The following is a 24207-nucleotide window of genomic DNA, read 5'->3' as shown; positions in this document are numbered from 1 at the left end:
CGTGGATGACATGCCCGCCGCAACCGGGCGCCCGGCTCGGCGGCCGGAGTCCGCCGCCGCACCGCCCGCCCTCCGGCTGCCCGTCGCCCGCGGCGACCGGGGCACCGGCGCCCCCCGAGCCGCGCACACCTGGTCCTCGGACGCCCGTACGCCCTCGGACGCCGGCACGGGCGCCGCCGCACTGCCCCTGGCCGCGTTCGCGGCCCTGCTGCACCGCTACAGCGGGCAGGGCGACCTCGCACTCGGCCTGGCGGGGGCACCCGGCCGTGTCGTGGCGCTGCGGTCGAGGGCCGGGGCGGACACCGGCCTCGCGGACCTGGCGGCGTCGCTCGTGAAGCAGTGCCACACGACGCCCCCGACGGCGCACGGCGCTCGCGAACCCGACGCCGGTCCGCCCAGGCCCGCCGCGGGGCGACCGGCTCCGCACCGCGCCGACAGCCTCGGCGGCGGGCTGCGCGCCGGAATCCTCGACGGCACGGCGGACGACACGGGTGACCGTCGACAACACGGGGTGCCCGAGGCCGACTTCGACCTGCTGCTCGAACTCGGCGCGGACGGCCGCCGCACCCTGCACTACGACACCGCACTCTTCACGCCCGAGGTCGCGGCGCGCATCGCCGCCAACCACGAGGCCCTGCTGCTGGACGGCGTCCGCCGCCCCCGTACACCGGTCCACGCACTGCGCCTGTGCGAGCGGGAGACCCGCTTCCTGCTGGACGAGGTCAACGCCACCGCACGCCCCTTCCCGGACGACAGCCCGCTGCACACCCACGTCGAGGCGCAGGCGGCGCGCACTCCCGACGCGCCCGCCGTGGAGTGGCGCGGCGCCGTCCTCACGTACCGCGAACTCGACACCACGGCCAACCGGATCGCCCGCGCCCTGCTCGCCCACGGCGTCGCCCCCGGCGCGCGCGTCGGCGTCTCGACCGCCCGTTCCCACCACACCGTGTGTCTGCTGCTGGCCCTGCACAAGGCGGGCTGCGCGTACGTGCCGCTCGACCCCGCGTATCCCGCGGACCGGCTCGCCGCCATCGCCGCCACCGCCGGGATGGCCGCCGTGGTCCACGACGACCCCGAGGCCGGGGAGCGGATCGGCGCGGTCGTCGCCACCGCCCTGCCGTGGGACGAGCTGTGGGAGAAGTCCAGGGGCGAGCGCCCCGACCCCCCGGACGTCGCCGTGAGCGCCGCGGCCGCGACCCACCTGATCCACACCTCCGGATCCACCGGCCGGCCCAAGGGCGTGGTCATCAGCCACCGCAACGTGATGGCCCTGCTGGCCTGGGCGTGGGACACGTACACACGGCAGGACGTCGACCGCGTGCTCTTCGCGACCTCGCTCAACTTCGACCTGTCGGTGTTCGAACTGTGGTGCCCGCTCACCATGGGCGGCTGTGTCGTGGTCGCCGACAACGTGCTCGCGCTGACCGAGGACGACACCCTGCGGCCCACCCTCGTCAACACCGTGCCCAGCGCCCTCAACGTGCTGCTCCAGCGGGCCGCCGTCCCGCCGTGCACCGCCGTCCTCAACGTCGCGGGCGAACCGCTCTCCAGGGAACTCGTCGACGCGGCCTTCGAAAACACCACCGTGCGACGGCTGCTCAACCTGTACGGACCCTCCGAGGACACCACGTACTCGACGTGGAAGTCCTTCACCGGCCCGGTCCGCGAACAGCCCACCATCGGTGTGCCGCTGCCCAACACCGTCGCGTACGTGCTCGACCCGCAGGGCCGCCTCGTTCCCCGCGGCGCCATCGGCGAACTCCACCTGGGCGGAGCCGGGTTGTCCTCCGGGTACCTCGACGACCCGGAACGCACCGCGGCGGCCTTCGTGCCCACCCCCGCCCACCTGGCCGGAGCGCCCGTCCGCACCCTGTACCGCACCGGCGACCTGGTCCGCTGGACCGAGACCGGCGAACTGCGCTTCATGGGCCGCGCGGACACCCAGGTCAAGGTGCGCGGCTTCCGCATCGAGCTCGGCGAGATCGAAGCCGTACTGCGCGAGGCCGTCGGCCTGCGCGACGTGGCCGCCCTCGCGGTCCGCCGCGGCGACGACACCCTCCTCGTCTGCTACGCCGGCCTCGAGGGCGATCCCGTCACCGCCGACGACATGTCCGCCCTGCTGCGCCGGAAGCTGCCGCACTACATGCAGCCCGCGAAGATCGTGGTCGAGGACCGGCTGCCCCGGCTGCCCAACGGCAAGGTCGACCGCAAGGCCCTCGCCGCCCGCACCGTCGACTGGGGTCCCGCACGCGACACCGCGCACACGGACGACGGCGGCACGGCCCGCGATCCCGAGGAGGCCGCCGTCGCCCGGGTGTGGGGCGACCTGCTCGGCCTCTCCACGCTCTCCCCGGACCTCGACTTCTTCACCGTCGGCGGGCACTCCCTGCTCGCCACGCTCCTCGCCGCCCGCCTGAGCGACGAGAGCACGGCCGTGATCCGGGTCGCCGACATCCACGAGAACCGCACCCTCGGGGCCCAGGCCGAACTGCTGCGCCGGGCCCGGGTACGCACCCCCGAGGCGCATACCGCCACCGGCACCGCCGAGCGCCTGCGCGCCGTCGCCCACACCCTGCACGAATCCGCCCGGGGACACGGCATCCCCGCCGCCGCGGCGGCCGTCTACGCGGACGGGGCACTTCAGTTCACCTACCACGGCACGGACGACACCGAGAGCGGACCCGCCCGCACGGCGGCCTCCCGGCAGCGCGTCACCTGCGTCACCAAGGCACTCCTCGCCTTCGTCGCACTCCGCCTCGTCGACCGGGGACTCGTCGGCCTCGACGAACCGCTCGACGGGCGGCTGCCCCGCGCATGTGCCCGCCGCGACGGCCGCACCATGCCACTGACACTCCGTCATCTGCTGTCCCACACCAGCGGGATCGACGACTCCTACGAGGTCTGGCACGACACCCGGCTGCCGGACCTCGACACCTACCTGGCCGGCTTCCGCTCCTACGGGCAGCTCTTCGAACCCGGCAGCGTCTTCGCGTACTCCGCATGCGGCACCTCCATCGTCGCCGGTCTCGTCGAGAACCTTCTCGACATCCCCTGGCGACGCGCCCTCAACGACCTCCTGCTCACCCCCCTCGGCATCACACCGGTCCCGGAGAGCGGGACGGCCGAATCCCACTACGGCGCCGTGGCGACCGGATACCTGTGGAACGAGACGGACCGGCGCTACGTACGACACGAACCGGGGCCGCAGACCATCGCCGACGACGCCGCCGGATCCTTCTCGATCTGCCTCACCCTGCCCGAACTCGCACGCATCGCCCTGCTCGCGCTGCGCGACGGCGTCACCGAGAGCGGCGAGCGCCTGCTGTCCGCCGAACTCGCCACCCAGATGCGCACCCCGCAGATCGACGTGCCCGGCCACCACTTCATGCACGCATGGGGCCTCGGCTGGCTGATGTTCGGGCCCAGCGCCTTCGGCTTCAACTCCAACGGCAGCGGCCACCACAACTTCATCCAGATCTTCCCCGAGGACCAGTCCTTCCTCCTGCTCCTCACCAACGCCTACCCCGCCTTCGGGCTCTACGAGGACCTCCTGCGCGCTTTCACCGGCGAGGGGCTCGTCCGCACCGGACGCACCTTCGCAACGCCCCTCGACGACTGCGTCGGCGTCTACGCCTCCGACGGCTACCGGCTCGACGTCCTGCCCGGCCCCGAACGCCTCCGCTACGCCTACTCCGAGCGCCGGCGCGACGGCGACTGGCAACTCCTCGACGAGGGCGACCTCGTGTCCTCCGGAGCCGGCGGCTTCACCTCCATGTCCGAGCGGAACATCCTCGCCGGCTCCATCTCCTTCGTCCCCACGCCCGGAACGGACACCCCGGGCTACGTACGCATAGGCCAGCGATTCACAAGGAAGGTCAGATGACAGACCCAGCCAGTGGGCACCCGGCCGTCGCGCACCCCACCGGTGCGCGCACCGCGCGCGGAGCCCGACACGTGGTGTTCGTGACCTGGAAGACCGGCAACGCCCCCGCCTTCCGGGCGGCCGGGCGGCTCGGCCACGAGGTCACGCTCGTCCGGTCGCTGCGCATGGAACGCGCCCAGCACATCGACTTCACCACCTCGCCCTACCGGCAGGACGTCGACACGGTGCACGTCCTCGACGACGCGACCGACGAGGCGTCGCTGCGGGCCTGCCTCCACGGCATCCACCGTGAGCGGCCGATCGACGCCTTCGTGGCCACGGTCGACGCCCTCGTCGTGCCGGTGGCCCGCATCGCCGAGGAGCTGGGCGTCCCGTTCACCAGCGCGGACGGCGCCGCCACGGCCAAACTCAAGCACCGCTGCCGCGAGGTCCTCGCCGCGGCCGGCGTCGACGACACCCGGCACGCCGTCGTCACCGACCACGCCGCGGCCGCCGCGTTCGCCGCCGGGACCGGCTATCCCGTCGTCCTCAAACCGGCGAGGGGCTCGGCCAGCGAAGGCGCGCACATCGTCCCCGACGCGGACCGCATGCGGGAGCTGTGGCGGACCGTACGGCCCGGCCGGGCGCCCTACCAGGACGGCGTGCTCGTCGAGCAGTACCTCACCGGACGGTTCCTGTCCGCCGAACTCGGCCTGTCCCACGGACGTTTCCTGCGGCTCGCCGTCAGCGAGCGCAAGACCTGGCACCGGCACGAGGCGCTGGAGGTCGGCACCACGATCCCCGCCGCCATCGACGCCGACACGTACGAGCGGGTCATGGCCTTCGCGGAGTCCGTGGTCCTGGCCGTGGGGCTGCGCCTCGGCATCTTCCACGTGGAGATCATGCTGGCGGACGACGGGCGGCCGCGGCTCATCGAACTCAACCCCCGCCTGATGGGCTCCTGCCTGCCGAACCTGTTCCAGCTGGCGGGCGGCGGCGACCCGTTCGAGCTCCTGGTGCGCGTCCACCTCGACGAGGAGGTGGAGACCGGCGACATCGCCTTCGACCGCTACGCGACGGTCCGCTGGTTCGGCGCCGCCGACACCGTGCCCAGGCCCGCCGGCCCGCCGGCCCTCGACTGGGCCGCCGAGTACGGCGACGCCCTGCACGCGCTGACCGTGAACCTCCCGGACACCGAGGTCCTCGCCCCCTGCCGGGGCAACCTCGGCAACTTCGGCGAGGTGCAGGTCGTGCACCCCGACCACGCGACCTCCATCGGGGTCGCCGAGGAGATCGTCGCCAGGGCAGCGGCCCAGCTCGGCATCGAGGTGACGCGATGAACGCCACGAACGTCCTGTTCGCCCAGACCCGCGCCCAGCTCGACCGGCTCGGCCTGCCCGACCGCGACGCCGCGCCCGCCGAGGAGTCCGCCCGCACCTTCGAGGACGGGTGCCACTTCCGGATCGAGGTCCCCACCGTCAACTCCGCGCAGGCGGCCGAGACCCTCCTCGCGGAGAGCCGCCGCCGGGGACTGACCGTCAACCGCGTCACCGAGACCCGCGGCATGTACCGGCACACCGCCGGCGAACTGCGCGCCTACGCACAGCTGGGGGAGGAGTACGGCGCCCAGATCCTGATGTCGGTCGGCCCCCGGGCCCCGTACGACATCGGAGCGGGCGTCCAGACGCCCGAGGGCGCCCGCATCGGATACCGGCTGCGCGGCCAGGAGCAGGTCGTGCGTGCCGTCGAGGACGTGAAACGGGGCATCGAGGCCGGGATCCGTGGCTTCGTCGTCTACGACGAGGGCCTGCTGTGGGTGCTGCACCGGCTGCGCACCGCGGGCGAACTGCCGGCCGGGATCCATCTGAAGGTCTCCGCGCACTGCGGACACGGCAACCCCAGCTCCGCGCAGATGCTGGAGATGCTCGGCGCCAACAGCTTCAACCCGGTGCGCGACCTTCCGCTGCCGATGATCGCCGCGATCCGCGCGGCCGTGTCGATCCCGCTGGACTGCCACGTCGACAATCCGCGCCTGTCCGGCGGCTTCGTCCGCACCTACGAGGCACCCGAGTTCGTACGCGCCGCCGCGCCCGTCCACCTCAAGACCGGCAACAGCGCGCTGGAGGGCCACGGCGTCACCCCCACGCCCTGCCAGCTGGAGGACATCCTGCGGCAGATCGAGATCGTCACCGAGTTCCTGGACCGTCATCTGCCGACGGCCCGCCAGACACCGGCCGGGCGCCGTCACGCACCCGTCGCCGGGTGACCGGGGGAACCACACATGTGCCGCATCCACGGCTGCTTCGGGGGCGAGCCCCTCGCCCCCGAGATCCTGCACGCGGTCGCCCGCGCCCAGCGCCACGGCGGCCCCGACGCGACCACCCTGCACTCCGGCGACGGCTGGGCGCTCGGCAACAACCGTCTCGCCGTCCAGGGTGTCGCCGACGGCCGGCAGCCCTACGAACTCGGCGACCTCACCTGCGTCTTCAACGGCGAGATCTACAACCACCGCGAACTGCGCACCGAACTCGCCGCCCTGGGACACGAGTTCCGCGGAGACTGCGACGGCGACGTACTCCTTCCGCTGTACGAGCGGCACGGCGACGCCTTCGTACGGCGGCTGGAGGGCATGTTCGCCGTCGCCGTCGTGGACCGCAGGGCCGAACCCTGCCTCAAGCTCTTCACCGACCACGCCGGGATGAAGTCCCTCTACTACCACCTGTCCGCCGACGGCCGCCGGCTCAGCTTCGCCTCCGAACTCGGGGCCCTGTCCCGTTTCCCCGACTTCCCCGGCACGGTCGACCCGCTGACCGTCGACCGCTACTTCGGCGGCAGGGCCATCTGGGGCCCGGACACCGTGTACACCGGCGTCCGCACCCTGCCGCCGGGCGGCGTCCTGCGCTTCGACGGCACCCGGCCGCCGGAGGTCACACAGTGGCAGCCGGAGCCGCCGACACCCGCCGACCGCGACGGCTCCGCCGCCGAACTCCTCGACGTCACCCTGCGCCATGAACTCGGCCGGATGATCCGGGCCGACGTGCCCGTCTGCGTCATCACCAGCGGCGGACTCGACTCCAGCTATCTCACCGCGCTGGCCGCCGACGCCGTACCCGAGACGCACTCCTTCACCATCGCCTACCGCGGTGACTGGCCCGGCGACGAACGGCACTTCGCCCGCGAGGTCGCCGCGCACTGTGGCACCCGCCACCACGAGGTCGAACTCGACCCCGCAAACTTCCCCGACCTGGTCGACCGGTTCGTCCGCCACCTCGACCAGCCCAACAACGCCCCCCACGGCCTGAGCACCTTCGCCCTGTTCGAAGCGGTGCACGACGCCGGATTCAAGGTCGCCCTCACCGGCGACGGAGCCGACGAACTGTTCTGCGGCTACGCCCGCTTCGTGAAGGCGGCCCGCGACGACGGTGCCAACTGGCAGCGCGCCTACCAGGACACGATGGCCGCGGCCGGCACCGCCACCCTGGCCCGCCTCTTCACCCCCGACTACCTGCACCGGATCCGCGCCGGAGGCGGCCACTTCGCGGACCGCAACGGCGACGCCCTCGACCGCCGGGTGCGCACCGGCCCGCACGGGAAACTGGAGACCCTGCTCCGCCACGACCAGGAGCGGCGCTTCCCCTCCTACATCCTGCGGCGCGTCGACCATCTCAGCATGGCCCACGCCGTCGAGGCGCGGATCCCGTTCCTCCAGCCGTCCGTGACACGGCTCGCGCACGCCGTGCCGACCGCGCACAAGGTCGTCGGCGAGACCGTCAAGGCACCGGTCGCCGAGGCCGCACGCCGCTGGATCCCCCGCAGCGTCCTCGACCGGCCCAAACAGCCCTTCACCCTGCCCGTCACGGCGATGATCAAGCCCGGCGAGGCGCTGTACGACCTCGTGGGCGACACCCTGCTCGGCCCCCGCACGCGCTGCGCGGCCTACGTCCGCCGCGACACCGTGCGCGAACTGTTCCGGATGCAGACCGAGCGGCCCGACGCGCACACGGCCGGGGTCCTGTGGTCGCTGCTCGTCCTCGAAACCTGGTTCGCCACCAGAAACCTCCACCCCTGACCCGAAGGAGCACCGCAGATGCCACACACCCCGACGACCACGCTCGCCGTCGAGTCACTCCTCGGCAAGGCGACGAAGGCCGACATCCGCCGCGACCCGTTCCCGCACGTCGTCCTGCGCGACCCGCTGAGCCCCGCCCTCTACGAGGCCCTCGCCACGAGCATGCCGACCGCCGAGTACATCGGCACCCGCATCGGCAAGCCGATCACCTCGAACGAGCGCTACAACTACATGTCCGAGCACATCCTGCGCGACGACGACATGCCGCAGGTGTGGAAGGACTTCGTGACGTACCACGCCTCGCCCGCGTTCTACCGGGAGTTCCTCGACCTGTTCCGCGACGACCTGATCGCCGCACTGCCCGACACCGAGAACCGGTGCGGCCCGCTGCGCTCGCTGCGCGTCGGCCGCCGCAACCACGACACGTTCGACACCCACGACATCCTCATGGACTGCACCGCCGTCATCAACTCGGCGGTCACCGGACGCCCCTCCTCCTACCGCGGCCCGCACGTCGACAAGCCGTACAAGCTCTTCGGCGGCCTCTTCTACATGAAGCGGCCCGACGACGACGCCACCGGCGGCCACCTGGAGCTCTACAAGTACCGCGACGGCTCCCACCGGTTCACCACGAGCCCGTCCGAGTACGGCGACAACCGCTTCGACATCGACCCGCAGTACGTCGAGGAGGTCGGCACCATCACCTACGACAGCAATGTCCTGGTGATGTATCCGGTCAACCCGCTCGCCCTGCACGGGGTCTCGGTGCGCAGCGTCACCCCGCACGAGCGCCGCTTCGTCGCCCTCGTCGGCGACCTCCAGCACCCGCTCTTCGACCTGGCGCTCTGAGGAGACCCGTTGATTCCCTTCGACCGGCGCACCGGCGAGATCTGGCTCGACGGTACGCACGTCCCCTGGGCGCAGGCCCGCCTGCACGTGCTCAGCCACGGACTCCACTACGCCAGCAGCGTGTTCGAGGGCGTGCGCGTGTACGGCGGCGCCCCGTTCATGCTGCGCGAGCACGTCGCGCGGCTGCGCGCCTCGGCACGGCTGCTCGACTTCGACCTGGAGCACGACGACGACGTCCTGCACGCGGCGACCCTCGACGTCGTCGCCCGCGCGGGCGTCCGCGACGGGTACGTCAGGATGAACGCCTGGCGCGGCTCGGAGGTCATCCAGACCGCGGCACTGCACACGTCCGTGCACACATCGGTCGCCGCATGGGAGATCCCGGCCGGCTACTACGCGGCGGCCGACGCCCTGGACCAGGGCATCGCCCTGCGGACCGCCGAGTACCGCAGACCCTCTCCGCAGTTCGCGCCGGTCAAGAGCAAGGCCGCCGGGAACTACATGATCGGTACGGTCAGCAAGAACCAGGCGCTGCGCGCCGGCTACGACGACGCGCTGCTGCTGGACGACGCCGGACTGATCGCCGAGGCCACCGGCGCGCACCTCTTCTTCACCCGCGCGGGCGTCCTGCACACCCCGACCACCCGGTGCACGATCGACGGCATCACCCGCGCCCAGATCCTGGAGCTGGCGCGCCGCGCCAACATCCCCTGCACGGTGGAGGACCTGAGTCCCGACTTCGTACGTGAGGCGGACGGCGCCTTCGTCTGCGGCACGGCCTGCGAGGTGCTGCCCGTGTCACGGATCGACGACCACACCTACGAACCGCGGCGCAACGACCTGGTCCGGCGGATGGTCACCGGCTACCGCGCCCTCACGACCGCGGGGGAGGCCGCCCGCGCATGGGGTCGCTGACGGCGCTGGAGAAACTCGTACCGGTGGTGCTGGCCTTCGGCTGCGGAGCGCTGCTCGCGCGCCGCAAGACCGTGTCCGCGGACAGTTCGCGGGCCTTCGCCGACTACGCGTTCCTCTTCGCGGTCCCCTGCTACCTCTTCGGCAACATCTACAGCAGCGATCTGGGCGCCCTGTTCGACTGGCGGGCCATCCTCGCCTACGCGACCACGGCCGCCCTCGCGGTCCTCGCCGTCGGTGCCCTCGCGGGCCTGCGCGGTGTCCGCGACCCGCGGGGCGTGGCGCTGCGGATCATGGCCGGGGTGCAGGTGAACACCGCCTATTTCGCCGTACCCGTGTTCATCACGCTCTTCGGCGACGCGGCGCCCGTCTTCCCGGTCCTGCTGTTCCAGGTGTGCGTCCTGACCCTCGTCGTCGTCTGCGTCATGGAACTCGGCGGGCCGGCGGGCGGCCGGGCCGCGGGACCGGGAGGGCGGACGCCGCTGCGGGCCGTCGGGGCCTCCCTCGTCACGCCCGTCGTCCTCGCCTGCAACGCCGGGATCCTGCTCAACCTGCTCGCGGTGCACGTCCCGAAGGCGGCGCTGGACGCCTTCTCGTTCGTCGGCGCCAGCGCCTCCCCGGTGGCGCTGTTCGCCCTCGGACTGCACCTGGGCGGCATCGGCATCGGCATCCGGGGCACCACCCGGGAGGAGATCGCGCTGATCGGCTTCAAGTGCGTCGTCTTCCCCCTGATGGCGTGGGCGGTCTGCGGCGCCGTCTTCGGGGTCGGCGGCGACTGGCTGCGCTACCTGGTGCTGATCGCCGCGATGCCCGCCCCGCAGAACCTGTTCCTCTTCGCCCAGCGCTACGACATCGGCGTCGACATGTCGGCCGCCCTCGTGATCAAGAGCTCGGTCGCGGCCCTGTTCCTGCTCCCGCTGTGGATGCAGTGGGCGGTCCACGTCGGCTGAGCGGTCCTCCACCCCTCGTACGGAAGGCAGCATCATGACCGTGTCCACGACGGCGGGCGCGCCCGCCACCCGCATCGACGTGCGCCGGGTCGCCGGCCACATCGGCGCCGAGATCTCGGGGATCGACCTGCGCGACGACCTGGACCACGCGACGGTCGCCGAGATCCGGCAGGCCGTGCTCACCCACCGCGTCGTCTTCTTCCGCGGCCCCGACATCGGGCACGCCCGGCACGTCTCCTTCGGACGGCTCTTCGGCGAACCGACACGACGGCCCGGGAAGAAGCACGGCGTCGCCCCCGACGGCTTCCCGGAGATCCTCACCGTGGACCCGAAGGCGGACACCGAGCGCTACGGCAGCGACTTCGAGGAGCACTACCGCCGCAAGTGGGTCTCCCCGCTGGCCGGCTGGCACAGCGACCTCACCCAGGCCGTCAATCCGCCGGCCGCCTCCATCCTGCGCGCCGAGCGGACACCCCGATTCGGCGGTGACACGCAGTGGACCAACACGGTGGCGGCCTACGAGGGTCTGTCCCGGCCGCTGCGGGACCTCGTCGACTCGCTCCAGGCCGAGCACGCCTTCTTCACCGGCGTGCACCTGCGCCACTCCGACGCGCGCGACCGCGAGATCCTCAAGCTGTACTGCGACGACCCGCAGGTCGCCGTCCATCCCGTCGTCCGCGTCCACCCCGAGACGGGGGAGCGGGCGCTGTTCGTGAGCCCCGGCTCCACCACTCGCGTCGTCGGCTTCTCCGAACTGGAGAGCCGCCGCCTGCTCGACCTGCTCTTCGAGCACCTGACCAGCGCCGAGTACACGGTCCGCTTCCGCTGGGAGCCCGGCAGCATCGCCTTCTGGGACAACCGCACCACCTGCCACCTCGCGCCCACCGACCTCGCGCGGCTGGGCGCGGACCGCGTGATGCACCGCGTCACGCTCCTCGGCGAACCCGCGGTGGGCCCGGACGGCTTCACCTCCCGGCTGGTTGCGGGCGAACCCCTGCGGGCCTGGTAGCCCGCGGGGCTCCGGCGGCGCCCCGGCGCGCGAGGCGGGACGTTCACAACGGCCCGGCGGCGTGGGGAGGGCCCACGCGGAGTCTCGGCGGACCCGGAGGGCGTGCGCGGAGCCCTGGTCAGGCTTCCCGCGCGTAAGAGGCGTTCCGCGCCGTGCCCACCACCTGAAGTTCGAAATACCGTATGCCGTGCGAAATGTCGACCAGAGATCGATTTACGGCAAGGGCACGTCAACGCTTTCGACAGGTTTCGACCTCGGCCGCCGCGACCCGCGCCGGGCATCGGGGGCGCGGACCCCGGAGGGCCGCGAGGCGAGGGCGGCGGAATGAGGTGCGGGCGGCGGCAGGCGGTGGGGTACGGGCCCCGGGACGCGGGGAGGGGTGCCCTGGTGCGCCGGGGAGCCGTGGGTGCCCGGGTGTGCCGTGAGGCGTGGACTCCGGGACGCCGTGGGGCGAGCGATGCGGGACTCCGGGAGGCAAGCCTGGCGGGCTGCCGGGCAGGGGCGCGGGCCGCCGGGAGGCGCGGGCCCCCACAGGGTTCACCGAGAGGCGCGGGGGGACACGGAGGGGCCGCCCGCCGGTCCGGGCGGCTGGGGCCCGCCCCGCGGGAAAGCACCGGCCCCCCGGCGCGGCCCCGCCGCCGTGACCGGGCGCGACCGGCGGAGGGCTCCTAGATTAGGAGGAGGCGGGTCACTAGGACCGGTGGGAATCACGTGACGTCACCTGAGATCGACTACGCGGCACTTTTCGCGGCCACGCCGAGTCCCTATCTCGTACTGGGACCCGACTTGGTGATCGTCGACGTGAACGGGGCTTACCTGGAGGCGACCTCCCGCACCCGGGAGAACCTGCTCGGCCAGTACATCTTCGACGCCTTCCCCGACAATCCGTCCGACCCGGACGCGGACGGCGTGCGCAATCTGGGCGCCTCCCTGCGCCGGGTCCTGGAATCCGGCAAGCCGGACACCATGGCGCTGCAGAAGTACGACATCCCGATCATTCTCCGGCCCGGCCAGTTCGAGGAACGCTGGTGGTCCCCGATCAACACCCCCGTCCTGGGCCCGGACGGCAAGGTGGCCTGGATCATCCACCGGGTGGAGGACGTCACCGCCTTCGTCCAGGAACGCCGTTCACACGAACGGCAACGGGGCCAGGACGCGGACCGGCGCGGAGAGGAGGAGAGCGTGGGCTCGCCCGGCGAGCAGATCGAGGCGGAGCTGTACGCCCGCGCCCGGGAGCTCCAGCACCTCAACGAGGAACTGCGCCAGGCCCACGCCCGCGAACGCCAGGTGGCCGTCACCCTCCAGGAGGCCATGCTGCACTCCCCGGACCTCGAACGGCACACCGACATCGCCGTGCGGTACCTGCCCGCCGTGGGCTCCCTGAACGTGTGCGGCGACTGGTACGACGTCGTGGACCTGCCCGGCGGGCGCTTCTCCGTCGCGGTCGGCGACGTCGTCGGCCACGGCCTCGAGGCCGCGACCGTCATGGGCATGCTCCGCAGCGCCCTGAGTGCCGCCACTCGCACCGTGGACGGCCCCGCGAAGGCCCTGGAGGTGCTGGGCCTGTACTCGCGCTCCGTCGAGGGGGCGCTGGTCACCACTGCGGTGTCGGTGCTCATCGACACCCGCAGACGGCGGATCCTGTACAGCAGCGCCGGCCACCCACCGCCCGTCCTGCTGCACAGCGACGGCACCTTCCAATTGCTGGACGGCGCCACCGACCCACCCCTGGGGGCCCGCCCCGTACACGTGGCCCGCGCCCAGGTCGGCCTCCTGTACGCCCCGGGCGACACCCTGGTCCTGTACACCGACGGGCTCATCGAGCGCCGCGGCGAGGACATCGACGTCGGCCTCGGCCGGCTGACCGACTCCCTCGCGGCCTGCAGCCAGCTCGGCCCGGAGCGGCTCGCCGACGCACTGCTCGGCCGCCTCGGCGTCATCGGCGGCGCCCGCGACGACATCGCCCTGGTCGTCGTACGGCTCTGACACCCCGGCCCGGTCCCGCGCGGCCGGGGTGGCCCGGACGGGAACGCACCAGGCCCGCCGATGTCCTCTGTTAGGCTCCCCCGGCCTCCCGCGGGGGAAGTCCGGTGAGAATCCGGCGCTGACCCGCAACGGTGTGCGCGCGGACCGGACTGTCCGCCGCGCGAGCCCGATCGCCCGAGGGTGGCGCGACCCGTTGACTGCTCGCCGTGGACTGCGCGAGGGGACCGCGCGGCGGCCTGTGCCGTCCGGGCCGACTCCTGCTCGGTGCCCGGCGGCCCGAGGCGAAGGACCGCCGACCGTGCGCCGACATCCCGGCCGAACACCCGCCCCGCCGACGGTCGGTGTCCTGGGACTCCTGCTGCTCGTGCCGCTCGTGGGCGGGGTGGGAGCCGGAGCCGCCGCCTCGGGGCCCGTCCGCGGACCGTGGCCGGGCGGGACGCGGAGAATCGGGCAGAGGGGAAAGGGAACTGGAGCACCGTGCACGTACTGATTCTCGGTGGGACGACCGAGGCCCGTCGCCTGGCCGAGACCCTGAAGGGCCGGGCTTCGGCGCTGCGGGTGACCACCTCTCTGGCCGGGCGGGTGACCGCGCCCCGGCTGCCACCGGGCGAGGTGCGCGTGGGCGGTTTCGGCGGGGCCGGGGGACTGGCCGTGTGGCTGCGCGCGCACCGGGTGGACGCGCTCGTCGACGCCACCCACCCCTTCGCCCGGACGATCAGCGCTCACGCGGCCGAGGCCGCGGCCGGCACCGGCGTTCCGCTGCTCGCCGTGCGCCGGCCCGGCTGGGTCCCCGGAGAGGGCGACGACTGGCACGAGGCGGGATCGCTCGCCGACGCGGCGGCGCTGCTGCCCGCGCTGGGGCGGCGGGTGTTCCTCACCACGGGCCGGACGGGGCTGGCCGCCTTCGCCCACCTCGACGCGATCCGGTTCCTCGTCCGCTCGGTGGACGCGCCCGAGGCCCCACACCCCCGGCACATGGAAGTCGTCCTGGACCGCGGCCCGTTCACGCTCGACGGGGAGCGCGAGCTGCTGCGCCGACACCGGATCGACGTCCTGGTCACCAAGGACAGCGGTGGCGCGGCCACGGCCGCGAAGCTGCGCGCGGCACGCGAGGCGGGCCTGCCGGTGGTCGTCGTGCGGCGCCCGCCGCTGCCGGAGGGCGTCCGCTGCGCCGCGGGCCCGGACGAGGCCGCCCAGTGGCTCCTCACGCACGGACGCTGACCCGCGCCGGCTCCGCGCGCACGGGCGCCGACTCGGGTCGACGGGCTGCTCGTACGCCGTGCCGACTCGGCCCGAGGGGCTGCTCGTACGCGGGCACCGACCTGTGCCGAGGAGCTCCGCGCACGCGGCACCGACCGAAGTCGTACGGTGCCGGTCGGCCCGCTACTCCTGCTCGCTCGCGATCGCGTTGAGGGCGGCGGCCGCGATGGCGCTGCCGCCGCGGCGGCCCCGGACGACCAGGTGCTCCAGGGCGGACGGGTGCGCGGCGAGCGCGTCCTTCGACTCGGCGGCGCCGACGAAGCCCACCGGCACGCCGATGACGGCGGCCGGACGGGGCGCGCCCTCCTCGATCATCTCCAGCAGCCGGAACAGCGCGGTGGGCGCGTTGCCGACCGCGACGACGGCACCCTCCAGCCGGTCCCGCCACAGCTCCAGTGCCGCGGCGCTGCGCGTGGTGCCCAGTTTCGCGGCCAGGCCCGGCACGGCAGGGTCGGAGAGGGTGCAGATCACGTCGTTGCCGGCGGGCAGCCGCTTGCGGGTCACACCGCTGGCGACCATGGACACATCGCAGAGCACGGGCGCGCCCGAGCGCAGGGCCTCACGGGCGCGGGCCACCACACCGGCCGAGTACGCGATGTCACCGACGAGGTCGACCATCCCGCAGGCGTGGATCATCCGCACCGCGACCTGGGAGACGTCGGCGGGCAGTCCCGCGAGGTCCGCCTCGGCGCGGATGGTGGCAAAGGACTCGCGGTAGATCGCCGCGCCGTCCTTCTCGTACTCGAACACCGTGCTCCTCCTGGTCGTGCGGACACGGCGGCGAGCTTACGCACCCGGTTCCGGGCACCGTACGGACGCCCCGGCTCTCCCGCGGGGCCGGTCCCGGGCCGGCCTAGAGCCAGTCGCGCCGCTTGAAGATGACGTACAGGCTCACGCACACCACGCCCATCAGGCCGATCGCGAACGGGTATCCGAAACCCCAGTGCAGTTCCGGCATGCTCTGGAAGTTCATGCCGTAGATCGTGCCCACGAGGGTCGGCGCGAAGAGGATGGCCGCCCAGGCCGAGATCTTCTTGATCTCCTCGTTCTGCTCGAAGCCCGCCTCCGCCAGCGCGCGCATCTCGGCGTTCTGCTGCTGCGTCACCAGGGTGGCGTTGACGGTGAGGATGTCGGTCAGGGCCTGGCGGAAGCCGTCGACCCGCTCGCTGGTGTGGGTGACGTGGTCGGCGACGTCACGGAGGTAGCGCTGGAGCTCCTCGTCGGTGCCGTACTTGGCGAAGCCCGCCATCAGGCCGTGCAGCATGCCGACCAGCGGGCGGGTGGCGCGCTGGAACTCCACCATTTCACGGGAGAGTTCGTAGATGCGGCGGGAGACCTCCGGGTCGCCGCGGAAGACCTCGGTCTCGATCTCGTCGATGTCGTTCTGGACGCCGGCGACGACCGGCACGTACCCGTCCACGACGGAGTCGAGGATCGCGTACAGCACGGCCTCCGGGCCGAGTTTCAGCAGCTCCGGGGAGTCCTCCATGCGGCGGCGCACCGCGGAGAGGTCCGGCGCCGCCTCGTGCCGGACCGTGATCACGAAGTCGGGGCCCACGAACACGTGCAGCTCGCCGAAGTCGACCTCCTCCGGTGCGTCCAGATACCGCGCCGCGCGCAGCACGACGAAGAGGGTCTCGCCGTAGCGCTCCAGCTTCGGACGCTGATGGGCCTCCATCGCGTCCTCGACGGCGAGCGGATGCAGGTCGAACTCCGCCGCCAGCGACAGGAGTTCCGACTCGGTGGGACGGGCCAGGCCGATCCACGCCATCCCGGCCGGCTGCTCGCGCAGCTCACGGAAGGTGTCGGCCAGCGACGCGGGCGCCGAGACGCGGACGCCGTCGCGGTACAGCGCCGCCTGCACGACGCTGCCCATGTCGGTGGGTTCCGGCGCGGGCGGTTCGGAGCGGGGCGCGGAGGACGACGGGGGCGCGGCGGCGGGCGGGTTCAGAGCGCGTCGCCAGGCGGACATCCGAGTGTCCTTCCCGCCCCGGGCGTCCGCGGCTTCGCCCGCGTCGCGGCCGTTCTTCGAGGTCGGGCGGGCGCGTCGGTCGGACATCGCGGCTGCCTCCTCCGTCGAACGCGTGTCTGTGTGATCACGGAGCAGGATATAGGGGGCAAAGGGCCTGGGGTGCCCGCTCCCTCGGGGATCCGGTGAGAATCGAGGACAGAGGCTGTCCGCAAGTGAGGCTAGCGTGCGGAGCATGACGAAGACGACCACGACGGCCCCCGTGCTCGGCACCCGCGCGCTCAACCGCGCCACCCTCGACCGCCAACTGCTGCTGCGCCGGTCCCCGCTGTCCGCGAAGGCCGCCGTCGAGCACCTGCTCGGTCTCCAGGCGCAGAACGTGAAGCCGCCGTACTACGCGCTCGCCGCCCGCCTCGACGGATTCGCACCGCAGGCGCTGTCCCGGCTCATGGCCGACCGGGAGGTCGTCCGCATCGTCACCCTGCGCTCCACCATCCACACCCACACCGCCGACGACGCCCTCACCCTGCGCCCCCTCGTGCAGGCCGCCCGCGACCGCGAGCTCGTCACCTTCCGCAAGGGGCTGACCGGCGTCGACCTGGACCGGCTCGCCGCGGTCGCCCGTGAACTGGTGGAGGCGGAGCCGCGCACCATGAAGCAGCTGCGTGAGGCGCTGCTGACCGACTGGCCGGACGCCGATCCCTTCGCGCTCTCGGTCGCCGCCCGCTGCCGGCTGCCGCTCGTCCAGGTCACCCCGCGCGGCCTGTGGGGGCAGAGCGGGCAGGTCGCGCTCACCACGGCCGAACACTGGCTGGGCCGCCCCGCCGAACCGGCCCCGGCTCCCGACGAGACAGTCCTGCGCTATCTCCGCGCCTTCGGCCCCGCCTCCGTCAAGGACATGCAGACCTGGGCGGGCCTGACCCGCCTGCGCGAGGCCTTCGAACGGCTCCGGCCCCGGCTGCTCGTCTTCCGCGACGAACACGGCGTCGAACTCTTCGACCTCCCCGACGCGCCCCGACCCGACGCGGACACCCCGGCCCGGCCGCGGTTCCTGCCCGAGTTCGACAATCTGCTGCTGTCGCACGCCGACCGCTCCCGGGTGGTGCCCGCCGACCTCAAGGGGCGCTCCTGGCAGGGCAACCAGGCGTACTGCACCCTGCTCGTCGACGGCTTCCTGGCAGGGGTGTGGAAGCTGACGGAGGACGCCCTCGTCATCGAGCCGTTCGGCACCCTGACGAGGTCGCAGAGCGCCGAGGTGACCGAGGAGGGGCAGCGGATGCTCGGCGTCCTGCACCAGGGGGAGCCGGGGAAGACGTACGACATCCGGTTCGGGACCGTCGTACGATCCTGAAGTCCTCGGGCCCTCTCGGGAGTCAGTCCGCCCGGCCCGTCACCGCCACCGTCACGCCGAGCCCGATCATCGTGAAGCCGCCCGCGCCGCCGATGAGGGAGAGACGGCGGTCGGAGCGGGCGAACCAGGCGCGGGCCGCCGACGCGGTCAGACCCCACAGCGTGTCCGTGACCAGGCCGATCGAGATGGGGACCAGGCCGAGCAGCAGCATCTGCAACGGCACGTGCCCCGCCGCGTGGTCGACGAACTGGGGGAGCACCGCGGCGAAGAAGACGATGCCCTTGGGATTGGTGAGCCCCACGAGCGCGCCGTCCAGCAGGGTGCGGAGGTCGCCACGGGGCGCAGCCGCGACGTCCGTCCGGATCGTGGAGGCCTTCATCTCCTTGCGGTGCCGGAACGCCTGCACCCCCAGGAACACGAGGTAGGCCGCGCCGGCCAGCTTCACGGCGAGGTACACCGTCACCGAACGCTCCACCAGCGAGCCGATGCCGAAGGCTACGGCCACGACCAGCAGGTACGAGCCGAGCACGTTGCCGAGCGCCGTCGCCACCGCGGTGCGCCGGCCGTGCGCGAGCGCCCGCCCGATGACGAACAGCACACTGGGCCCGGGAATCACGATCACCAGCAGCGACATCGCGGCGAAGGCCAGGAAACGGTCCGTGGACACCATGCCCATCACCCCCAACGGGCCCCATTCAAACAGCCGGTGCTCGGCGAGGCATGCAGTCCCGGGCATGGAACCGCGGCAGCGCCGCGGCCGACCGGGCCCGTGCGGCCGTCACCCCGCGCCACGGCCTGCGGATCGGGACGAGCACCGGCCTCGGTGAGCATCTGGACCTGGTACCGGCCGAGTTCGCCCGGTTCGCCCCCGGAGTGCCGTTCGAACTGGTCTCCGCACACGCGCGGGAGCGGCTCGCGCAGGTCGCGGACGGGCGTCTGGACGCGCTCGCCTTCGTCGACGCGTACAGGATCCCGGCCGAGTCGGCGCAGGTGTGGATCCACGAGGTGCCGGCGGACAGTTGGGGTACCGCGGGGAAGCTGACCGCCGACAAGCAGAGGGGTTGGACAGGGGGCGCTGCGGACCGCTCGTGGAGGCTCGCAGCGCCCCCTGGCTCTCACCTGAGGAGTACCTCAGGAATTCATGGCCCGCCCGACGGCCGGGGCGGGCGCCGGCTAGGAGTTGACCTGTGCGCTCACCAGGCCGGAGAACGTGGTCAGACGGGTGTAGACGCCCGGGTAGCCGGCCTCCGCGCATCCCTGGCCCCACGAGGTGATGCCCGCCAGGACGCCGTCGATGAGCAGCGGGCCGCCGCTGTCGCCCTGGCAGGTGTCGACACCGCCCGAGGCGTACCCGGCGCAGACCATGTCCGAGGCCACGAAGTCCGAGCCGTACGAGCTCGCGCAGCTGGAGTCGGACACGATCGGGACGGTCGCCGTGCGCAGCTGGTTGGAGGAGGTGCCGTTCTCGGAGGTGGTGCCCCAGCCGATGATGCGGGCGGTGGCGCCGGTCGCGTACATGCCGCTGTCCGAGGAGGAGACGTACTTCGCGGTGGCGTACGGCATCGACGTGGACAGGGTCAGTACGGCCACGTCGTCGCCGTTGGAGGCGTCGGTGTAGCCGGGGTTGATCCAGATCTTGCTGACCTTGCTGACGGTGCCGTTCGTGCCGTTCAGATAGGTTCTGCCGCCGACGACGCGGACGTTGTCCGTGGTCGCGCCGACCATGCAGTGGGCGGCGGTGACGACCTTGTCGGCAGCGACCAGGGTGCCCCCGCAGAACTGGCTCTGGGAGGCGTCCGTGATCTGCATCATGAACGGGTACGCGGTCGTCGTGGTCGTCGTGCCGCCGACGATCGGCTGCGGGAGGGCCACGGCGGAGGGGGCGCCGAGCAGGGCGGTCGTGGCGGCGGCAGCGGTCGCCGCGCAGACGGCGGCTGTCTTCTTGGCGCGGTTGAGCCCGAACATGGGTCTCCTCGGAGGTTTGCCGGTGGGGGGACGCGCGGGTGGGGGGTGGTGCACGACGCCCCTGGCTGGGGAGCCGTGTGCCCGAGCGAGCGGCACGTGGATCACGCTAGAAGCGGTTGCCGCCGCTGCCCAATGAGGGAACCCCCTAGGGGGATCGGGGGAGGGAAAACCCTTGGGTGGGCGGGGCGGGGTTTGGTGTGCTGCGCCGCCCGTTTGGTCCTGTAACGGGGCTCGGCCGCCGTTCGGCCGTTCGGCCGAACGCCCCGCCGGCCCGCGCCGTTGCGCCGAACGGGGCGCCCGCGCTGCTCCGTTCGGATGCAAGGGCTGCTCCCGGTACGTCCGTTCGGCCGAACGGACCGGCTCCTCGGCCCCGCTCGGCCGAACGGGTCGTGCGCGGGGCTGGGTTCGGCCGGACGGGTGCGTGCGGGACCGGCCGCCGTGTACCGCCACCCGCTCCCGAGCCGGCCGGCCCTCCGCTTCCGAGGGTTCCCGACCCGACCCCGGGCGCTCCGTCCGTCCGGGTCCTGCGTCCGGCGGGTGAGCCGCCCGACCGGCCGTCCGGCCGGCGGGGTGTCGGCTCGGCCGCCCGCCCGGGGCTCGACGCGGCCCGGCCGTCCGGAGCTGGGCGGCGTCGTGGGTCCGGGGCTCGTCGAGACCGGTCGTCCGGCCTGGCGCCCACTCGCCAGGCGCTCTGTGCGGCAGGGGCCTACGGTCAACTGGCGCACCGCTCGCCGGTACTCCTCTGTGCCGGGTGTCCGTCGTGAGGGTCGCCCGTTGTGCTGGGCCCCGCCGTGCCGGGTGTCCGTCGTGAGGGTCGCCCGTTGTGCCGGGCCCCGCCGTGCCGGGTGTCCGTCTGGTGGGGTGCTCGTCGAGCGGGGTGTCCGCCCGGCCGGGCGTTGCCCGAGTCTTTCCGGCCGGGCGCGCCTGGTGTGCCGGGCGGCCGGCCGGGTCCCGTTCGGTCGGGCGGCGCGTCAGCCCGGCCTGCGCTCCGCCGCCAGACGCACGATGTCCACCCGGGAACGGATCCCCAGCTTGCGGTACACCCGGGTGAGGGTCGCCTCGACCGTCTTGACGCTGATGAAGAGCCTCCCGGCGATCTCGCGGTTGGTGGCGCCCTCCATGACGAGCGCGGCGACCTGCCGCTCGGTCGCCGCGAGGGCGTCCAGGGCCACGGGCGCGAGCGGCGGCGCGGGAGCACTCGCGGCGGTCGCCGCCTCGACCTGGCGGAGCCAGGGGAGGGCCCGGCAGCGACGGAAGAGCCGGGCCGCCTCGTCGTACGAGGTGGGGCCGGGCGCAGTGGTCCCTCCTGCCCGAGCGAAGCCGAGGGCTTGGGGGAACGTACGCAGGGCGGCGAGGGCGTAGGCGGCGCGGGCCTCCTCCAGGCCGTAGCCCAGTTTGGCGAGACGGTCCTGCGCGGAGGCCAACTGTCGTTCGGCGGACTCCTGTTCGCCACGAGCGGCGCGGACGAGGGCTTCGGCGCGGTCCAGGACCGCCAGCACGCTCTCGCGTTCCAGCCGCAGTGCCCGCTCGCGGGTCACGTCGATGACGTCCTGTGCCTCCACGGCCTCCCCGACGCGCACGAGTGCCTCGGCGAGGTCGCCGTGCCAGCGTCCGCGCGCGGGATCGACGACGCCGAGATTGCCCTCCAGCTCCCTTACGCGGCGCAGGGACTGCACGGCCCCGGCCGCGTCACCGGCGACCAGCCGGGCGTGCCCGAGGGCACCCAGGGCGCGCGAGAGGTACACCAGGTCGCCGTCCTCCTCGGCGCGGTCCACGGCCTCCCGGGCGAGTGCGAGCGCCCGGTCCACGTCGCCGCCGGCCGCCTCGGCGAGCGAGGTGAACATGGCGGTGGCCGCCTCCCCGATCCCGGTGTCACGGGCGAGCCGCAGACTCTCCCTGGCCAGGTCCAGCGCCCGGCCGCAGTGCCCGGCGCGCAGTTCGGTCTCCGCGAGCCCGCGCAGGAAATGCACCTCGCTCTCGACCATTCCGCGGCGCTGCGCCTCGCGCAGCAGCGCGGTGATCGTCGTACGGGCCTCGGCCAGCCGGTCGCCCATGATCAGCCAGCGGAAGCGGGCGGCACCCGCGCCGTTGTGGTCGCAGGCCACGCGCGGGTCCTGCGGCTCGCGCATCGCCAGCTGGATGGTTCCCGGGGCGCCGGGGTGGCCCATCAGGGTCTCCATCTGCGCCTGGAAGCCCAGTGCCAGGAGCTCGGTGCGCCGGTCACCGGCGCGCGCCGCGAGCCGCGCCGCACTCGCCGCCTCCTCGCGGCCCTTGGCCATCTCGCCCTCCACGAGCAGGGCCCGCCAGGCCAGTTGGTAGCGGACCAGGGCGAGCAGTCCGGGGTCCTCGCCCGCGTCCGCGAGCGCCTGCGGGAAGACCGCGTCGACCTCCGCCATGGCCTGCCCGGCCGCGTCGATGACGACGATCCAGGCCCGTACCCGGTCCGCGGGGCCGGTGGCGTGGGACAGCACCTGACGCGCGATGTCCCGCGCGAGGTCCGTCTCTCCGGCCGTCAGCGCGTCCTCCGCGGCCTGGAGGCGGCGCTGGTCGGGGCCGGGCGCGGCGTCGGGCGGGGTGTGCCGGGCGGCCAGCAGTCCGAGGCCCGCGGCGACGGAGGGCGCGCCCCGGTCCCGGGCGGCGGCCGCGGCGTCACCGAGCCGGGCGGCGACGCCCGGGTCCGTCCCGGTGGTCGCCAGGGCGAGGTGCCGGGCGCGTTCGATGGGGTCGGAGGCGGCCGTGGACAGGGCGGCGTGCGCGGCCCGCCGCTCCTGGGCGCTCGCCTCCGCGTACAGCGCGGCGGACACCAGAGGGTGCGCGAACCGGATGCCAGGTGTCTCGCGTTCCGTGGCGAGCAGTCCGAGCGCCGCCGCCGACGCGGTGTCCGCCTCGGCGTTCGCGCGGCCCGCCGCGTGCAGCAGCGCCAGGGTCGGCCGGGCCCCCGCGCTCGCCACGAGCAGGGTGCGACGGGCCTCCGCGGACAGCATGTCCAGCCGGCTGAGGACGAGGGCCCGCAGGGACGTCGGCACGGGGAGGGGCTCGCCCGGACTCGGCGGGGTACGGGACTCGGCGAGGGCGCGGCCCAGTTCGAGCGCGAAGAGGGGATTTCCGCCACTGGTGCGGTGGATGTCCCGCACGGTCGAGCGGGACAGGCCGGTGTGGCCGCGCCGGTCGAGGAGCCGGGCCACGTGGGCCCGGGTGAGCGGGTCGATCCGCAGGGCGAGGGTGTCCGGAGGAGACGCGCGTAGATAGCGGTCCGTCCGCAGTTCCTGCGACTCGCTCTCGGTGCGTACGGCGCACAGCATCCGTACGGGCACACCGCCGAGGCGGCGGGCGGCGAAGCCGAGCAGTTCGGCACTGGCCGGGTCGAGCCACTGGAGGTCGTCGGCGACGATCAGTACGGGGCCCAGGGCGGCCAGGGCACGGAGCACGGACAGCACGGCGAGCCGCAGCGCCAGACCGTCGCGCTGGAGGGTGGACTCGCCGCGGCCGGTGAGGGCGGACTCCAGAGCCGTGCGCTGCGGGGCGGGGAGCCCGTCCGAGACCTCGTCGACGACCAGACCGAAGAGGTCGGCGAGCGCGAGGAACGGGAGATGGGATTCGGACTCGGTGGCGGAGCACCTCAACACGGTCCGTGCCGTTTCGGCGCATTCCGCGGCCAATGACCGCAGGACGGTCGACTTTCCTATTCCCGCGGGGCCGTGTACCAGCACACTGCCACCGCCGGAGAGTTGCGCACGCGCCTCGGTGAAGAGTTCCTCCCGGCCGATGACCAGGTCGGGGCGGGGTCTGGCAGGTTCGTTGATGTCCCCTCGCACGGTCACCGCTCCCCTCGTGTGTCGTGTCCGGGCCAATATTAGGCAACGACTCTTTGAATTTCGGACTGCCGACATGGTGAGGGAAATAACAAGCCCGCCGCATAAGTGATTTCAGTGCCGCGCGGATTGAATGGACAGCCGCAGAAGGGGAGCGCTCCCGCGCGCCGTCCGGGACCGTTTCCGCCTCGCGGGCCCCTTCCGTCCGGTGCC

Annotated in this window: 16 protein-coding genes and 1 riboswitch; of the genes, 11 read left to right on the top strand and 5 right to left on the bottom strand. The window is 73.1% G+C overall.

Annotated features, from left to right (window positions below):
• Window positions 1–10: 10 nt before the first annotated feature.
• From H305_RS49345 to H305_RS0112200, 10 genes are all read left to right on the top strand, one after another.
• On the top strand, window positions 11–3883 hold the full coding sequence (locus H305_RS49345) for a non-ribosomal peptide synthetase (RefSeq protein WP_051370554.1): 3873 nt from the start codon (window positions 11–13) through the stop codon (window positions 3881–3883).
• Window positions 3880–5202 carry an ATP-grasp domain-containing protein gene (locus H305_RS0112240; RefSeq protein ID WP_028800639.1) on the top strand — a complete coding sequence of 441 codons (1323 nt, stop codon included), beginning with the start codon at window positions 3880–3882 and terminating at the stop codon, window positions 5200–5202. Before H305_RS49345 ends, H305_RS0112240 begins: the two co-directional genes overlap by 4 nt.
• The gene (locus H305_RS0112235; RefSeq protein ID WP_028800638.1) at window positions 5199–6128 is read left to right on the top strand and encodes a peptidase; all 930 of its coding nucleotides are present in this window, start codon (window positions 5199–5201) and stop codon (window positions 6126–6128) included. Before H305_RS0112240 ends, H305_RS0112235 begins: the two co-directional genes overlap by 4 nt.
• Window positions 6129–6143: 15 nt before the next feature.
• On the top strand, window positions 6144–7931 hold the full coding sequence (gene asnB, locus H305_RS0112230) for an asparagine synthase (glutamine-hydrolyzing) (protein ID WP_028800637.1): 1788 nt from the start codon (window positions 6144–6146) through the stop codon (window positions 7929–7931).
• An 18-nt stretch (window positions 7932–7949) separates the two neighbouring features.
• Window positions 7950–8780, top strand: a complete 831-nt coding sequence (locus H305_RS0112225; RefSeq protein ID WP_028800636.1) for a hypothetical protein — start codon at window positions 7950–7952, stop codon at window positions 8778–8780.
• Window positions 8781–8789: 9 nt separating this feature from the next.
• On the top strand, window positions 8790–9695 hold the full coding sequence (locus H305_RS0112220) for an aminotransferase class IV (protein ID WP_028800635.1): 906 nt from the start codon (window positions 8790–8792) through the stop codon (window positions 9693–9695).
• A complete protein-coding gene (locus H305_RS0112215; protein WP_028800634.1) occupies window positions 9683–10642 on the top strand; it encodes an AEC family transporter in 960 nt (319 codons plus the stop codon). Before H305_RS0112220 ends, H305_RS0112215 begins: the two co-directional genes overlap by 13 nt.
• A gap of 34 nt (window positions 10643–10676) precedes the next feature.
• Complete coding sequence (locus H305_RS0112210; RefSeq protein ID WP_051370538.1) at window positions 10677–11651, top strand: TauD/TfdA dioxygenase family protein; 975 nt, start codon at window positions 10677–10679, stop codon at window positions 11649–11651.
• Window positions 11652–12362: 711 nt separating this feature from the next.
• Window positions 12363–13637 (top strand): PP2C family protein-serine/threonine phosphatase, encoded by a 1275-nt coding sequence (locus H305_RS0112205; protein ID WP_028800632.1) that lies wholly within the window; start codon window positions 12363–12365, stop codon window positions 13635–13637.
• Window positions 13638–13730: 93 nt separating this feature from the next.
• Window positions 13731–13813: riboswitch (cobalamin riboswitch) on the top strand.
• Between the two features lie 301 nt (window positions 13814–14114).
• Window positions 14115–14858: a cobalt-precorrin-6A reductase gene (locus H305_RS0112200; RefSeq protein ID WP_028800631.1), complete on the top strand. Its 744-nt coding sequence runs from the start codon at window positions 14115–14117 to the stop codon at window positions 14856–14858.
• A gap of 162 nt (window positions 14859–15020) precedes the next feature.
• Here H305_RS0112200 and H305_RS0112195 read toward each other — a convergent pair whose 3' ends face one another.
• Window positions 15021–15647 carry a precorrin-8X methylmutase gene (locus H305_RS0112195; protein WP_028800630.1) on the bottom strand — a complete coding sequence of 209 codons (627 nt, stop codon included), beginning with the start codon at window positions 15645–15647 and terminating at the stop codon, window positions 15021–15023.
• A 103-nt stretch (window positions 15648–15750) separates the two neighbouring features.
• Entirely contained in the window at window positions 15751–16956 is a 1206-nt protein-coding gene (locus tag H305_RS0112190; RefSeq protein ID WP_028800629.1) for a magnesium and cobalt transport protein CorA, read from the bottom strand.
• Window positions 16957–17101: 145 nt separating this feature from the next.
• Here H305_RS0112190 and H305_RS0112185 point away from each other — a divergent pair, with 145 nt between their 5' ends.
• Window positions 17102–18217: a winged helix DNA-binding domain-containing protein gene (locus H305_RS0112185; RefSeq protein ID WP_028800628.1), complete on the top strand. Its 1116-nt coding sequence runs from the start codon at window positions 17102–17104 to the stop codon at window positions 18215–18217.
• A gap of 22 nt (window positions 18218–18239) precedes the next feature.
• On the opposite strand, the gene H305_RS0112180 is transcribed toward H305_RS0112185, so the two are convergent.
• From H305_RS0112180 to H305_RS0112170, 3 genes are all read right to left on the bottom strand, one after another.
• Window positions 18240–18887: a LysE family translocator gene (locus H305_RS0112180; protein WP_028800627.1), complete on the bottom strand. Its 648-nt coding sequence runs from the start codon at window positions 18885–18887 to the stop codon at window positions 18240–18242.
• A 503-nt stretch (window positions 18888–19390) separates the two neighbouring features.
• Window positions 19391–20182: a S1 family peptidase gene (locus tag H305_RS0112175; RefSeq protein ID WP_028800626.1), complete on the bottom strand. Its 792-nt coding sequence runs from the start codon at window positions 20180–20182 to the stop codon at window positions 19391–19393.
• 971 nt (window positions 20183–21153) lie between these two features.
• Window positions 21154–24003, bottom strand: a complete 2850-nt coding sequence (locus H305_RS0112170; protein ID WP_028800625.1) for an AAA family ATPase — start codon at window positions 24001–24003, stop codon at window positions 21154–21156.
• Between the last annotated feature and the right edge of the window lie 204 nt (window positions 24004–24207).

It is taken from the genome of Streptomyces sp. 142MFCol3.1 (assembly GCF_000424945.1).
Classification (GTDB): Bacteria; Actinomycetota; Actinomycetes; order Streptomycetales; family Streptomycetaceae; genus Streptomyces; species Streptomyces siamensis.
Note: the sequence above shows the minus strand (reverse complement) of the source record. Positions and strands in the feature narration are given on the sequence as shown.

What these genes read in the sequence shown, in the direction of transcription:
- H305_RS0112190 (WP_028800629.1), bottom strand. Translation starts at nt 16,956, where the DNA reads ATGTCCGACCGACGCGCCCGCCCGACCTCGAAGAACGGCCGCGACGCG.
- H305_RS0112210 (WP_051370538.1), top strand. Translation starts at nt 10,677, where the DNA reads ATGACCGTGTCCACGACGGCGGGCGCGCCCGCCACCCGCATCGACGTG.
- H305_RS0112175 (WP_028800626.1), bottom strand. Translation starts at nt 20,182, where the DNA reads ATGTTCGGGCTCAACCGCGCCAAGAAGACAGCCGCCGTCTGCGCGGCG.
- H305_RS0112185 (WP_028800628.1), top strand. Translation starts at nt 17,102, where the DNA reads ATGACGAAGACGACCACGACGGCCCCCGTGCTCGGCACCCGCGCGCTC.
- H305_RS0112235 (WP_028800638.1), top strand. Translation starts at nt 5,199, where the DNA reads ATGAACGCCACGAACGTCCTGTTCGCCCAGACCCGCGCCCAGCTCGAC.
- H305_RS0112225 (WP_028800636.1), top strand. Translation starts at nt 7,950, where the DNA reads ATGCCACACACCCCGACGACCACGCTCGCCGTCGAGTCACTCCTCGGC.
- H305_RS0112180 (WP_028800627.1), bottom strand. Translation starts at nt 18,887, where the DNA reads ATGGTGTCCACGGACCGTTTCCTGGCCTTCGCCGCGATGTCGCTGCTG.
- H305_RS0112240 (WP_028800639.1), top strand. Translation starts at nt 3,880, where the DNA reads ATGACAGACCCAGCCAGTGGGCACCCGGCCGTCGCGCACCCCACCGGT.
- H305_RS49345 (WP_051370554.1), top strand. Translation starts at nt 11, where the DNA reads ATGCCCGCCGCAACCGGGCGCCCGGCTCGGCGGCCGGAGTCCGCCGCC.
- asnB (WP_028800637.1), top strand. Translation starts at nt 6,144, where the DNA reads ATGTGCCGCATCCACGGCTGCTTCGGGGGCGAGCCCCTCGCCCCCGAG.
- H305_RS0112215 (WP_028800634.1), top strand. Translation starts at nt 9,683, where the DNA reads ATGGGGTCGCTGACGGCGCTGGAGAAACTCGTACCGGTGGTGCTGGCC.